The organism is Ancylobacter vacuolatus, assembly GCF_030813595.1.
GTDB lineage: Bacteria > Pseudomonadota > Alphaproteobacteria > Rhizobiales > Xanthobacteraceae > Ancylobacter > Ancylobacter vacuolatus.
In genome coordinates, this window is the sequence record NZ_JAUSUH010000005.1 from 162,726 (window position 1) to 176,500 (window position 13,775).

13 protein-coding genes are annotated in these 13,775 nt (G+C 70.3%); 6 read left to right on the forward strand and 7 right to left on the reverse strand.

Going from position 1 to position 13,775, the window contains the following annotated elements; all coding sequences use genetic code 11:
* Positions 1-40 precede the first annotated feature (40 nt).
* A complete protein-coding gene (gene glgA / locus J2S76_RS13190) occupies positions 41-1,498 on the forward strand; it encodes a glycogen synthase GlgA (protein ID WP_307060904.1) in 1,458 nt (485 codons plus the stop codon).
* The gene (gene glgX / locus J2S76_RS13195) at positions 1,495-5,658 is read left to right on the forward strand and encodes a glycogen debranching protein GlgX (RefSeq protein ID WP_307060905.1); all 4,164 of its coding nucleotides are present in this window, start codon (positions 1,495-1,497) and stop codon (positions 5,656-5,658) included. Before glgA ends, glgX begins: the two co-directional genes overlap by 4 nt.
* A 3-nt stretch (positions 5,659-5,661) precedes the next feature.
* Here the strand turns inward: glgX and J2S76_RS13200 are convergent, their stop codons facing one another.
* Entirely contained in the window at positions 5,662-5,976 is a 315-nt protein-coding gene (locus J2S76_RS13200) for a hypothetical protein (RefSeq protein WP_307060906.1), read from the reverse strand.
* A 315-nt stretch (positions 5,977-6,291) separates the two neighbouring features.
* Between J2S76_RS13200 and J2S76_RS13205 the strand changes: the two genes are divergently transcribed.
* The 4 genes from J2S76_RS13205 (at position 6,292) to modC (ending at position 9,486) form a co-directional block, all read left to right on the forward strand.
* Entirely contained in the window at positions 6,292-6,531 is a 240-nt protein-coding gene (locus tag J2S76_RS13205; protein WP_307060907.1) for a hypothetical protein, read from the forward strand.
* 179 nt (positions 6,532-6,710) lie between these two features.
* Complete coding sequence (gene modA / locus J2S76_RS13210; RefSeq protein ID WP_307060908.1) at positions 6,711-7,505, forward strand: molybdate ABC transporter substrate-binding protein; 795 nt, start codon at positions 6,711-6,713, stop codon at positions 7,503-7,505.
* A gap of 155 nt (positions 7,506-7,660) precedes the next feature.
* Complete coding sequence (modB, locus tag J2S76_RS13215; RefSeq protein ID WP_307060909.1) at positions 7,661-8,350, forward strand: molybdate ABC transporter permease subunit; 690 nt, start codon at positions 7,661-7,663, stop codon at positions 8,348-8,350.
* A gap of 2 nt (positions 8,351-8,352) precedes the next feature.
* The gene (gene modC, locus J2S76_RS13220; RefSeq protein ID WP_307060910.1) at positions 8,353-9,486 is read left to right on the forward strand and encodes a molybdenum ABC transporter ATP-binding protein; all 1,134 of its coding nucleotides are present in this window, start codon (positions 8,353-8,355) and stop codon (positions 9,484-9,486) included.
* A gap of 75 nt (positions 9,487-9,561) precedes the next feature.
* Here modC and J2S76_RS13225 read toward each other — a convergent pair whose 3' ends face one another.
* The 6 genes from J2S76_RS13225 to J2S76_RS13250 form a co-directional block, all read right to left on the reverse strand.
* The gene (locus J2S76_RS13225; RefSeq protein WP_307060911.1) at positions 9,562-9,756 is read right to left on the reverse strand and encodes a hypothetical protein; all 195 of its coding nucleotides are present in this window, start codon (positions 9,754-9,756) and stop codon (positions 9,562-9,564) included.
* Positions 9,757-9,819: 63 nt separating this feature from the next.
* The gene (locus J2S76_RS13230) at positions 9,820-10,254 is read right to left on the reverse strand and encodes a winged helix-turn-helix domain-containing protein (RefSeq protein WP_307060912.1); all 435 of its coding nucleotides are present in this window, start codon (positions 10,252-10,254) and stop codon (positions 9,820-9,822) included.
* Positions 10,255-10,328: 74 nt separating this feature from the next.
* Entirely contained in the window at positions 10,329-11,696 is a 1,368-nt protein-coding gene (locus J2S76_RS13235; RefSeq protein ID WP_307060913.1) for a PepSY-associated TM helix domain-containing protein, read from the reverse strand.
* A gap of 105 nt (positions 11,697-11,801) precedes the next feature.
* Entirely contained in the window at positions 11,802-12,365 is a 564-nt protein-coding gene (locus tag J2S76_RS13240) for a copper chaperone PCu(A)C (RefSeq protein ID WP_307060914.1), read from the reverse strand.
* Between the two features lie 86 nt (positions 12,366-12,451).
* The gene (locus J2S76_RS13245; protein ID WP_307060915.1) at positions 12,452-12,862 is read right to left on the reverse strand and encodes a hypothetical protein; all 411 of its coding nucleotides are present in this window, start codon (positions 12,860-12,862) and stop codon (positions 12,452-12,454) included.
* 94 nt (positions 12,863-12,956) lie between these two features.
* Complete coding sequence (locus J2S76_RS13250; RefSeq protein WP_307060916.1) at positions 12,957-13,775, reverse strand: ATP-binding cassette domain-containing protein; 819 nt, start codon at positions 13,773-13,775, stop codon at positions 12,957-12,959.

Below are 13,775 nucleotides of genomic sequence, written 5' to 3' on the forward strand. Positions count from 1 at the left end.
TCGGCGTCACGTCACTCAACGTCAAGATTCGGGATCGGGCGTGTCATCGTTCAAGGTTCTCTCCGTCGTCTCGGAAGTGTTTCCACTGGTGAAGACCGGCGGCCTCGCCGACGTGGCCGGCGCGCTGCCGGCCGCGCTGGGGCGCCATGGGGTGGAGGTGCGCACGCTCATTCCCGGCTATCCCAACGTGATGGCGGCGCTCGGCCATCGCGAGGCGGTGCACCATTTCGACGACCTGTTCGGCGCGCCGGCGACGCTGCTGGACGGCAAGGCCGGCGGGCTCGACCTGTTCGTGATCGACGCGCCCCATCTCTATGACCGGCCGGGCGGGCCGTATATGGGCCCGAACGGGCTCGACTGGGACGACAATGCGCGGCGCTTCGCGGCGCTGGGGGCGGTGGCCTCTGGCATCGGCCTCGGGCTGGTGCCGGGCTTCGTGCCCGACATCGTGCACGCCCATGACTGGCAGGCGGGCCTCGCCCCGGCCTATCTCTATTATGCCGGCACCAGGCGGCCCGGCACGGTGATGACGATCCACAACATCGCCTTTCAGGGCCAGTTCCCCGCCCATGAATTCGCCATGCTCGGCCTGCCGCCGCACGCCTTCGGCCTGCACGGGGTCGAGTATTACGGCATGGTCGGCTACCTCAAGGCCGGGCTGCAGCTGGCCGACCGCCTCACCACGGTGTCCCCCGGCTATGCCGGCGAAATCCTGCTGCCCGATGCCGGCATGGGGCTGGACGGGCTGCTCAATGCGCGCAGCCATCTGCTTACCGGCATCCTCAACGGGCTGGACGAGGCGGGCTGGAATCCGGCCACCGACACGCTGATCGCCAAGCCCTTCGACGCCAAGTCGCTGAAGGCGCGCGTGGCCAACAAGGTGGCGCTGAAGGAGGCGTTCGGGCTCGATGCCGATCCCGAGGCGCTGCTGTTCGGCGTGGTCAGCCGCCTGTCCTGGCAGAAGGGGCTGGACCTGCTGGCCGAGAGCCTCGACACGCTGCTCGGCCTCGGCGCGCAGCTGGTGCTGCTCGGGGCGGGCGACGCCGATCTGGCGGGCCGCTTCGCCGGGGCGGCGCACGCCCATCCCGGCCGCATCGGCGTGCAGCTCGGCTATGATGAGGGCGTCGCCCACCGCATCCAGGCCGGGGCGGACATGCTGATCGTGCCCTCGCGCTTCGAGCCCTGCGGCCTCACCCAGCTCTCGGCGCTGCGCTATGGCGCGCTGCCGCTGGTGGCGCGGGTCGGCGGGCTCGCCGACACGGTGATCGACGTCAATGAGATGGCGCGCTCGGCCGGGGTCGGCACCGGCATCCAGTTCTCGCCCGTCACCACGCCGGCGCTGCAGATGGCGCTGAAGCGCGCCGCCGGCCTGTGGCAGGACAAGTCGCTTTGGCAGAAGCTGCAGCGCAACGCCATGGCCACCGACGTTTCCTGGGAACGCGCCGCGCGCCAGTATGACACGCTGTTCCGCACCCTGGCGGCGGAGCGGGCCGCGTGAGCGACTTCACCGTCTCGACCGGAAGCCCGGAGCCGCTCGGCGTTGCCGCGGATGCGCGCGGCGTCAATGTCGCGGTGTTCTCGGCCCATGCCAGCCGCATCGAGTTCTGCCTGTTCGACCCGGCGGGCGACAAAGAGATCGCCCGTCTCGCGCTGCCGGCCCGCACCGGCGACGTGTTCCACGGCCATATAGCAGGCGTGCCGGCCGGCGCGCGCTATGGGCTGCGGGCGGCGGGTCCGTGGGCGCCGCAGGAGGGGCACCGCTTCAACCCCGCCAAGCTGCTGGTCGACCCCTATGCAAGCCGGCTTGACCGGCCGTTCACGCTGGATGCGGCGATGTTTGATGCCCGCGCCAGTGGTGCGGAGCGCGACGAGACCGACAGCGCCTTCGCCCTGCCGAAGGCGATCATCCAGCCGGCGCAAGCCTCGGCGGCGATTGCGGCCCGCGCGCCGTTCCGCTGGGACCGGCAGGTGCTCTATGAGCTGCATGTGCGCGGTTTCACCATGCGCCATCAGGACATTCCGGCCGGCATGCGCGGCAGCTTCGCTGCGCTGGCGCAGCCGGCGGCGCTGGACCATCTGGTGCGCCTCGGCGTCACCACGGTCGAATTGATGCCGTGCATGGCGTGGATCGACGAACGGCATCTGCCGCCGCTCGGCCTCAGCAATTACTGGGGCTACAACCCCGTTGTCTTCGGCGCGCCGGACCCGCGCCTGGCGCCGGGCGGCTTCGACGAGATTTCCCGCACCATCGCCGCCCTGCACGAAGCGGGGATTGCCGTCGTGCTCGACGTGGTGCTGAACCATTCCGGCGAGAGCGACGCGCTTGGCCCGACGCTGAGCCTGCGCGGGCTCGACAACGCCACCTATTACCGCCACGCCACCGACGACCCCGCGCGCCTGATCAACGATGCTGGCACTGGCAACACGCTGGCGCTGGAGCGGGCGCCGGTGCTGCGCCTCGCCATGGACGCGCTGCGCCGCTGGGCCGCCTGCGGGCTGGACGGCTTCCGCTTCGACCTCGCCGCCACGCTGGGCCGTCGCCCGGACGGCTTCGACCCGGACGCGCCGTTTCTCGCCGCCATGCAGCAGGACCCGGTGCTGCGCAACCTCGCTTTGATCGCCGAGCCCTGGGATATCGGCCCGGGCGGCTATCAGGTCGGGCGCTTTCCGCCCGGCTGGGGCGAGTGGAACGACCGTTTCCGCGACACCGCCCGGCATTTCTGGCGCGGCGATGAAGGGGTTGTGGGCGAGCTGGCGACGCGGCTGGCGGGCTCCTCCGACATCTTCGCCGGCCGCAACCGCCCGCTCTCGCGCGGCATCAATTTCGTCACTGCCCATGACGGCTTTACGCTCGCCGACCTTGTCGCCTTCGCCAATAAGCGCAACGAGGCCAATGGCGAGCACAACCGCGACGGCACCGACAATAATGTGAGCTGGAATCACGGCGTCGAGGGCTGGACCGAGGATCCCGCCATCAACGCCGCCCGGCGCGGCGATGTGCGCGCCCTGCTGGCGACGCTGCTGGTGGCGCGCGGCACGCCGATGCTGACCATGGGCGACGAGTGCGGCCGCTCGCAGGCCGGCAACAACAATGCCTATGCGCAGGACAACGACCTCACCTGGCTCGACTGGTCGAAGACCGACGCGGAACTCGCCGCCTTCACCGCCCGGCTGGTGAAGCTGCGGCTTGGCCATCGCGCTTTGCGCGGCGAGTTGCCGCTGACCGGGCGGCCGGTCGACGGCAGCGGCATCGCCGATGTCGACTGGCGCGCGCCTGGAGGCGGGACGGTGCGCTGGGATGACGGTGGCACCCGCGCGCTGGTGGCGGTGTTCTATGCGCCGGCCACCGGCGAGGAGGCGGCCGACCGCGTCGCGGTGGCGCTTAACGCCTCGGACGCTGCGCATTCGCTGGTGCTGCCGGAGCCGCGCGACGGCTTCGTCTGGCGGGTGGCGGCCGATACGGCGCAGCCCGACCGGGAGGCGGGAGAGACGATCGAGGAGGCGTTCGAGGTGGCGCCGCGCGCGGTGCTGATCCTCACCGAGGAAGCGCTGGCGACCGCGCCGCGCCGCGCCGCCGCGTCCGATCTGCTGGAAAAGCTCTCCAGTGCGGCCGGCATTGACGGCCAATGGTTCAGCGCCGACGGCAAGGCGCAGAAGGTGGGCGACGACACCAAGCGCGCTCTGCTCGCCGCGCTCGGCCTGCCGGCCGGGAGCCATGGCGAGGCGAATGACAGCCTCGCCCGGCTTTCCGCCCAGCATTTCGACCGCGACATTCCTTTTGCCGCCGTGCTGCGGCAGGGCACGGCGCCGCTGATCACGCTGGCGGGCGAGGCGGCGCAGGCGCCGCGCCGGCTCGACCTCACGCTGCGTCTGGAGGATGGGCAGGAGATCGACCTCGCCGCGCGGCCGGAGGATGGCACGCGCCGAAGCGTCGAGCGGCCGGATGGACGGCAGGCGGTGCTGCGGGCGCTCGCTTTGCCGGAACTGCCGCCGGGCCGGCATGTGCTGCGGCTCGGCACGGAAGAATGCCGGCTCACCGTCGCCCCGCCGGCCTGCTATGTGCCGCCCGGGCTCGCAGGCGGCGGCCGGCTGTTCGGCATCGGCACGCATCTCTACACGCTGCGGCGGGACGCTTTCGACCAGGGCATCGGCGATTTCACCGCGCTGGGCGAGCTCGGTGTTCGGGCGGCGCAGGCCGGCGCGCGCACGGTGGGCCTCAACCCGCTGCATGCGCTGTTCCCCGACGAGCGCGAGCGGGCGAGCCCCTATTCGCCCTCCGACCGGCGCTTCCTCGACCCGATCTATATCGATGTCGCCGCGCTGGGCGCCGACCTCGCGGGCTTTGCCGGCGTCGCCGCTGCCGCGGCGGTGGATTATCCGGGCGTCTGGGCGGCCAAGGAGGCGGCGCTCAAGGTGGCGTTTGCCGCCTTCGAGCGGGCCCCCGACGCCGCTTTCGACCGCTTCGTCGCCGAGGGCGGCGAGACGCTGCGCCGCTTCGCGCTGTTCCAGGCTCTCGCCGGCGCCTTTCCCGACACACGCTGGCGCGACTGGCCGGAGGGGCTGAGCGTCGCCGGCGGCGCGGCGGTGGAGGCCTTCGGCCGCGCCGATCCGACGGCGTTCCGCTTCGCGCTGTGGCAGCAGTGGATCGCCGATCGGCAATTGGCCGGCGCGGCCGAGCGAGCACGGGCGGCGGGGCTGTCGCTCGGCCTCTATCGCGACCTCGCGGTCGGCACCGCGCCTGACGGGGCGGAGGCCTGGGCCGAGGCCGACATGTTGATGCCGGGCGTCACCATCGGCGCACCGCCCGACCCGCTGGGGCCGGAGGGTCAGAACTGGTGCCTGCCGCCCTTCGACCCGCTGGCGCTGCAGCGCGACGGCTATGAGCGCTATGCCGGGCTGGTGGCCGCTAATATGCGCCATGCCGGCGCGCTGAGGATCGACCATGTAATGGGGCTGCGGCGGCTGTTCCTCATTCCCGAGGGCGCGCGCGGCTCGGACGGCGCCTATCTCGCCATGCCGTTCGAGGCGCTGGCGGCGCAGGTGGCGCTGGAGAGCGCGCGGGCGCAGTGCCTCGTCGTCGGCGAGGATCTCGGCACCGTGCCCTTCGGCATGCGCGACCAGCTGAACGCCGAGCGCATGCTGTCCTATCGCGTGCTGTGGTTCGAGCAGAAGGCCGGGGTGTTCACGCCGCCGCAGGACTACCCGGCCCTGGCGGCGGCCTGTGTCTCGACGCATGACCTGCCGACGCTGGCCGGCTGGTGGGAAGGCGTGGATCTGAAAGAGCGCCACGCGCTGGGACTGATCGACGCCGATGCCTATGCAGCGGGGCTGCTGGAGCGCGCGACCGAGCGCGAGCAACTCGGCGCGGCGCTGCTGCAGGAAGAGCTGATCACCGCCCTGCCGTCCACGGAGGCGCCGCTGGACGACGCGCTGCTGGCGGCGATCCACGCCTTCGTCTCGCGCACCCATGCCGGGCTGGCGCTGGCGCAACTCGATGATCTTGCCGGCGAGATGGTGGCGGTGAATCTGCCCGGCACGGACCGGGAGAGGCCGAACTGGCGGCGCCGGCTGTCGCTGCCGCTCGATGCGGTGATGGACAGCCCGCGCGCCAGGGCCGCGCTCGCCGCGATGGCGGGCGAGCGCGGCGGGGAGCCATAGAGCTTACGGCGTCGCGGGGGCCGGAGTGGCCGGCGCGGGGTCGGTCGGGGCCGGATCGAGGGGGGCCGGGGTGGTCGGCGCCGGCTCGGCCGGGGTGCTCGGCTGAACGGCCGGATCGTTCGCGGGCGGCATCGAGATTTCAGGCGCCGGGGGCGGCGGGGTGATGGGATCGGCCGCCGGCGGAACCGTCGGGCTCGCGGCGGGCGGGGTCGGGCTTTCCGTCGGCTGGGTGGTCATCCGTCCCGAATACTGGACGGCGGCGTAGGCGGCGATCACAAGAACGATCGCGGCCACGATCAGCATCATATTGCGGCTCATTGAAGCGCGTCTCCGGCTTGGTGGTCCGGCCGCAGCGCCGGAAGTCCGACAGTGCGCGCCCGGTCCACGAGGCATGGCTCCACGGGGTGCCCGCGGGCGGGGTCCGTTGCGGGAAAATCCACGGGCGAGGGGACCGGCGCAGGCCTGCCCGGGCGCAACAAAGCGGCGCATCCCGCAGATTTACCATTGTCGCAACGTCAATATTCGACGAAAGTTCCTGCTCCATTCCGCCGCAGGCGGAACGCCGACAACCGAGCCGCGCCCACGCGGCCGCCCTGTCCGCTTTGCGGATGGGCCTTAGGGGAGGGGAGCACCATGCCGCACGCCGATTTCGACGTCGTCACCCTGTCGCCTTCCACCGTGCGGGTGATGCACCGCGTCGCCCACCACATCTATGAATTCGCGCTGGAACAAGATGGCAGCGGCCGCCGCGTGGTCCGTCGCGGGCCGCAGATCACCTTCGGGCGTGGCGGCGATGTGCCGGCGCTCGATCTTCTCACCGCCGCCGAGCAGGTGGCGGCCGCCACCGCCCGCCATACCGGCATGATCGACTGACACGGCGCGGCGCCAGAACGCGGTCCTTCCGCCGCCGTCCCCCGGCTTCCTTTCCTGACGATGCCGCCACCCCCGTGGCGGCGGCCATGTGTGCGCGCATTGGCGCTGGAATCCCGCGTCCAATCATGTATATGGAGAAATACATGTATATACGCAGATATAGGTTCAGGGAGACCCTCATGCCGTCCCGTCGCTCGCTTCTCCGTCCGCTCGTGGCGGCGGTCGCCCTTGCCGCCCTTTTCGGTGGCTCCCTTGCTTCCGGCGCGGTTGAGGCGCAGCAGGCCCCCACAATCTTCGCCGCCGCCAGCCTGACCAATGCCTTCCAGGACATCGGCAAGCTCTACAAGGAGAAGACCGGCAAGGACGTGACCTTCTCCTTCGCCGCCTCCTCGGCGCTGGCCAAGCAGCTGGAGGCCGGCGCGCCGGCGGCGATCTTCGCCTCGGCCGACCTGAAGTGGATGGACTACACCGAGGGCAAGGACCTGACGCTGAAGGCGACCCGCGTCACCCCGATCGGCAACAGCCTCGTGCTGATCATGCCGGCGGACAAGGCGAAGCCGGTGACGCTCGACGCCTCCTTCGACTGGCTGGCCTTCCTTGGCGCGGATGGGCGCATCGCCACCGGCCTCACCGACAGCGTGCCGGCCGGCATCTACGCCAAGTCGGCGCTGACCAGCCTCGGCGCCTGGGACAAGGTGCAGCCCCGCATCGTCGGCTCGGAAAGCGTGCGCGCGGCGCTGGCACTGGTGGAGCGCGGCGAGGCGCTCGCGGGCATCGTCTATTCCACCGATGCGGCGATCGCCAAGAACGTGAAGGTCGTCGCCACCTTCCCGGCCAGCAGCCATCCGCCGGTGGAATACCCGTTCGAGATCGTCAAGGGCCAGGACAACCCGGCGACGCGGGCCTTCTTTGACTTCCTAACCGGGCCGGAAGCGAAGGTGGTGTATGCGAAGTATGGTTTTGTGGTGAAGTGAGGCCAGGCGCGGCTGGGCGGGCCGGGTGCGTGCTTCGAGGCCGGCCTTGCGGCCGGCACCTCAGCATGACGTAACGTGTTGGATCATCAGAACCACGTCATCCTGAGGTGCTCGCGCAGCGAGCCTCGAAGGATGCGTGATCAAAGGCCGCAGGAATGCTCACCCCCGAGGAATGGACCGCCGTCACGCTCAGCCTGCGGGTTGCGTTCTGGGCGACGTTCTGGAGCCTGCCCTTCGCCGTGCTGACCGCCTTCGTGCTGGCACGGGCGCGGTTTCCCGGGAAAAGCCTGCTCGACGGGCTGGTCTATCTGCCGCTGGTGCTGCCCAAGGTGGTGGTGGGCTATCTGCTGCTGCTGACGCTGGGAGGGCGGGGCCTTATCGGCCAGTATCTCGACGCCTGGTTCGGCATCAAGCTGATCTTCACCACGGCCGGGGCGACGGTGGCCGCCGCCGTGGTGAGCTTCCCGCTTACCGTCAACGCCATCCGCCTGGCGCTGGAGGCGGTGGACCGGGGGCTGGAGACGGCGGCGCGCACGCTCGGCGCCTCACGGCTCGACGTGTTCTTCTCGGTGACGCTGCCGCTGATGCTGCCGGGCATTCTTTCCGGCGCGCTGCTCGCCATCGCTTCGGCGCTGGGCGAGTTCGGCGCCACCATCACCTTCGTCTCCAATGTCGAGGGCCAGACCCGCACGATCCCGCTGGCCATCTACAGCGCGACCCATATGCCGGATGGCGACGCTATGGCGCTGCGGCTGACGCTGGTCTCCGTGGTGCTGGCGCTCGGCTCGCTGCTGCTGGCGAGCCTGGTCGACCGGCGCATCCGCGTCATGATCGGCCGGGGGTGAACATGATCGAGGTCGACTTCCGCCTCGCCCGCCCCGGCGGCTTTTCGCTGGAGTGCGGCTTCGCCGTGCCCGCAAGCGGCGTCACCGCGCTGTTCGGCCGCTCGGGCGCCGGCAAGACCACCATCATCCAGGCGGTTGCCGGTGTGGTGCGGCCCGATGCCGGGCGCATCGTCGTGGATGGCGAGGTGTTTTTCGAGTCCGCCCGTGGCATCGACGTGCCGATCGAGGCGCGGCGGGTCGGTTATGTGTTCCAGGATTCGCGGCTCTTTCCGCATCTCAAGGTCGAGGGAAATCTGCGCTATGGCGAACGGCGCAGCCGGGCGGCGGAGCGGCGCATCGGCTTCGAGGCGGTGGTGGACCTGCTCGGCATCGGCCACCTTCTGGCGCGCCGGCCGCACACGCTGTCGGGCGGCGAGCGCCAGCGCGTCGCCATCGGCCGGGCGCTGCTGGCGCAGCCGCGCCTGCTGTTGATGGACGAGCCGCTGGCGGCGCTGGACGAGGCGCGCAAGGCGGAAATCCTGCCCTATCTGGAGCGGCTGCGCGACGAGATGGGGCTGCCCATCCTCTATGTCAGCCATGCCCTCGACGAGGTGCTGCGCCTCGCCGACACGCTGGTGGCGCTCAGCGAGGGGCGGCAGGTGGCGGCGGGACCGGTGGCGCAGGTGATGTCGCGGCCGGATATGCTGCCGGTGCTCGGACGCTTCGACCTCGGCACGCTGCTGGAGTGCGAGGTCGTTCGCCACGATGCCGCCTATGGGCTCTCCACCCTCGCTTTTTCAGGCGGGGAATTGTGGGTGCCGCAGGTGGGCCGCGCGGTCGGGGGCAAGGTGCGGGCGCGGGTGCGGGCGCGCGACGTCGCCCTCGCGCTGACCAAGCCCGAGGGCGTCTCGGTCTCCAACCTGCTGCCGGCGGTGGTGGAGGCGGTGCGGGCGCTGGACGGCCCCTATGCCGATATCGCCCTGCGGGTCGGCGAGGGCCAACTCGCCGCCATGGTAACGCGCGAGAGCGTCGCGCGGCTGGGTCTGCGGCCGGGGCTCGCGGTCTGGGCGATGGTGAAGTCGGTAGCGGTGGAGGGAAGCCGGCCGGAAGCCTTCGAGCTGGGCGAGAGCCCTTTCCGATCAGGCGCAATCACCTGATCGGAAGAGGCTCTGGGTATTTGCCTTTACGCATTTTCTTCACGCGAACCGGAATCCACGTCGCTGGAGAATGCCCTACGGCGCGTCGATGATCGGCGCCACGCCGGGGCCGACCGCCTGCTCGTCGCGCACGAAGCCGATCGCGGCGAGCACGACCAGCGCCAGCACCAGCGCCACCAGCACAAGGCGCACCGGCGTCGAGCGTCGCCCGACCACGCCGATGGCGATCAGCAGCAGAAGAATGAGAATGACGAGGATGATGGTCTGCATGGTGGCCCCGATGGCGGAACAGCCCGCCTCGGCGTAACGCCTGCGTGCCCTGATGGTTCCAAGCTACCCCTCGGCCGGCTCCTCCGCCCCGGCTTCCAGCGGCGCCAGCGCGGCGCGCAGCTCGTCGACAGCGGCGCGGCTGGCGGCCGTGCTGCTGCGCTCGACCTCGCGATAGAGCGCAATCAGCCTTTCGCCGAAGGGGGTGAGGTCGGTGCCGTGGCCGCGGCGGCCCGGATGGGTTTCCACCACCTTCTGGCGGAAGCTGCGGCCGATCTCGTCCACCAGCAGCCAGGCGCGGCGGTAGCTCATGCCGAGCCTTCGCGCGGCGGAGAGGATGGAGCGCTCGGTGCGGATGGTTTCCAGAAGTTCGATCATCCCCGGCCCGAGATGACGGCCATCGCCGAAATAGACGCGGATGAACAGCCCGTCGCGCGGGCGGGGCGCTGTGTCCCCGTCCGCCTTTTCTCCGGTCAGGTCCGTGTGCGTGTGCCGAGCCATGCGCGCCTCTTGCCCCACACACGATGTTAAGGGAAGAGGCGCGCGGCTGGAACCCGTTCAGGCGATGCGCCGCCTCAGGCGGTGCGCAGCTTGGGCCGGCGCCGGGCGAAGGCGAGGTCGAGCAGCACCATCACCACCAGCGAGGCGCCGACCAGCGGGAAGATCACCCCGACCACCGCCATGATGGCGATCAGCCCCCACATCACCCCCGCGCTGGTGGGCGCGGGCGGAACGCCGAGCGCGCCGGCGGGCCGGCGTTTCCACCACATCACCCCGGCCGAAACCGCCATCAGGATGATGGCGAGGCAGACCGTCAGCAGGAACAGCTGGTTGGCCAGCCCGAACTCCTGCCCCATGTGGATATTGATGCCCCATTCCATCGCCTTGGCCACCGGGCCGTAATCGGCATAGGAGAAATCGATCAGCGGCTTGCCGGTGTACTGGTCGAGATGAACGACGCGTTGCTTGGCGAGGTCGTCGGGATAGACGGTGGCGGAATAGACCCCGCTCGGCCCGCCGGGCAGGCTGAGCGCATAGCCGGGCGACACGCCGAGCCCATTGATGATCGCCGCCGCCTTGTCGACGCCGATCGGCGTGGTGGCGGCGGGGGTGGATTCCGGCATCTTCGCCTGTTCCAGCGACCATGTCGTCGGGCCGTTGGCGTGGGCGAGATGCTCGTCCGACATCGGCACGTTCACATAGACGCCGGAGGGATAGCCGTAATTGGAGCTGTTGGCCCACTGGTTGAGGTTTTTGCCCCATACCAGCGACCACGGCATGCCGGACAATGCCATGAAGGCGATGACCACGCCGGCAAAGGCACCGGTGACGGCGTGCAGGTCACGCCAGAACACGCGCTTGCGCGGGGTGCCGCGCACGCTCACCACGCCGCCCGCCTGCTTGCGCGGCCACCAGAGATAGAAGCCGGTGGCGACCAAGAGGATCGACCAGCCGCCGACGATCTCGATGATGCCGTTGGTGATGGTGCCGAACTCCGCCAGGCTGTGCACCCGGCGCATCAGCCACATGAGGGTGCCGCGATCGGCCAATTCGCCCAGCACGCGCGAATCATAGGGATCGACATAGACGGAGCGGCGCGCGCCCTCCGCGGTCTTGATCACCACCTCGGCCGAGGCGGTGGCATCGACCGGGGAGATGAACTTGATCACGGTGCCGGGGCGGGATGTAAGCGCGGCGTCGATCCAGGCGCTGGGCGCCTCGACCGGGGTGGCGCGGGCTTCCACCACCTTGAGCTGGTGGTGCCAGGCATTGTCGATCTCCTCGCGGAAGAGATAGAGGCCGCCCGTCACCGACAGCAGGATGAGGAAGGGCAGCACCAGCAGGCCGGCATAGAAATGCCAGCGCCAGACAGCGCGGTAGAGATTGGCCGAGCGCTCTTCGGCGTCGCGGCCCGGAATGTCGGACACAGTTGTGGTGCTCATCGGAGAGAGTTCCGGAAAATGAGGGCGACAGCACGCGCCGAGCCCCGGCCGTCACGCGGGACGGCCGGCCTCAAGACGCGCGGCGGGGTCGGTCAGTTGCGGGGATCAGTTGGCGGGGGTGCCGTGGCTGTGCCCGTCATGGCCGGAAGCGTCCGAGCCCTTGGGACCACCCATGCCCTCGATCTTGAAGGAGACATCGATCTTGCCGGCCTTGGCGAAGGTGAGGGTGCCCTTGAAGCTCTCGCCTTCCTTCAGCGGCTGCTTGAGGTCCATCAGCATCAGGTGGAAACCACCCGGCGCCAGCTTGGCCTCTCCATTGGCGGGGATTTCCAGCCCGTCGGGCAGCATCCGCATGGTCATGACGCCGTCCTTGACCGCCATTTCGTGGATCTCGACATGGCCGGCCACCTCGGCGGTGGCGGAGACGAGGCGGTCGGCCTCCTTGCCCTCGTTCTCGATGGTCAGATAGCCGCCGCCAACCTTGGCACCGGCGGGCGTCATGCGCGCCCAGGGGTGCTCGATCTCAAGATTGCCGATCTTGTACTCATGGGCGAAGGCCGGCTGCATGACGAACAGGCCGAGCGCGGCGGCCAGGATGGCGAAGCCGACGCGGTCTTCGGTGCGGCGAAGGGCGCGGCGCAGGAAGGTGCGGAGCGTGGGGTAAAGCATGGGTGGTCTCCCTCGGTGCCGGCGCGGCGCGGGATGTGGGCCTGCGGCCGGTGTTTCGACTGACGTTCTGCGGTAGGCGGCAGGCGTCAGGCGCGGGGAGGGGCCCTGATATGGCCCGGCGAGCGCTCAGGCGCGCGGGCGAGGCGGGCCGCGCGCGGCGGCAGATGGCGGGCCACAAGAGGGTGCGCCGGCAGGGCTGACAGTGCCGCCACCGGTGGCGGCAGGGCGGCGGCGGGGGCCGCCTGGCAGCCGGTCAGGCAGCAATCGGGGGTGTGGCGTGCCGGGTCGCCCGGCGTGGCGGGGTCGCCATGGCCGGAGAGGCAGAGCACCTGGCCGAAGCCGTCGACGGTGAGGCCGCCCGCCGCATGGGCACCGCTGGCCAGGCCGCCGAGCAGGGCCTGCAGCACCAGCACATAGGCGACCGCGAGCACCAGCGCCCACCGGCGCAGGGCGCCGGCCGGTTGGGTCTCCTCGGTCATCGCAGTGGTGGTGGACACGGCATGCTCCCTCGCCTGCGTCATATCACAGCCGGGGAGGGGCCGGAACAGCGGCACGCCGCCGCTGCCCGGCCCGGCCTTTCATGACGCGCGATCAGTCGGCGGCAGCGCCGGGGCCGGCCAGCGCGCCGGGCGGGCTCTTGCCGAGGATGATCATGCCGAGCACCTCGTCCTTGGTGACATCGGAGGTGCGGGCGGTGCCGACCAGCTTGCCGTTCTTCATCACGCTCACCCGGTCGGCGAGGTCGAACACGTCGTGAATGTCGTGGCTGATGAGGAAGATGGCGATGCCCTCGGCCTTGAGCTGCTTGATCAACTCGGCCACCTGCGCCGTCTCCTGCGGGCCGAGCGCGGCGGTGGGCTCGTCCATGATCAGGATCTTGGCGTTGAAATGGATGGCGCGGGCGATGGCGACCGACTGGCGCTGGCCGCCGGAGAGGCCGCGCACCGGCTCCTTGAACTTGCGGAAGTTCGGGTTGAGCCGGCCCATCACCTCGCGCGTCGCCGCCTCCATCGCCACGTCGTCGAGCGTGCCCCAGGCGGTCATCAGCTCGCGGCCGAGGAAGAGGTTGGCGGCGGCGTCGACATTGTCGGCGAGGGCGAGGGTTTGATAGATCGTCTCGATGCCGTAGCGCTTGGCGTCGCGCGGGTTGGCGATGTCGGCCTTCTCGCCCTTGATGCGGATCTCGCCGGCATCCGGCTTGTAGGCGCCGGCGAGGATCTTGATCAGCGTCGACTTGCCGGCGCCATTATGGCCGAGCAGGCCGACCACCTCGCCGGGATAGAGGTCGACCGAGACGTCGTCGACGGCGCGGATGCCGCCGAAGGAGATGCAGATGTCGCGCATCTCCACCATGGGCGTGCCCTCGATGCGGGAGGCGCCGGGGGCGAGGGGGGATGTGACGGCGTTCAT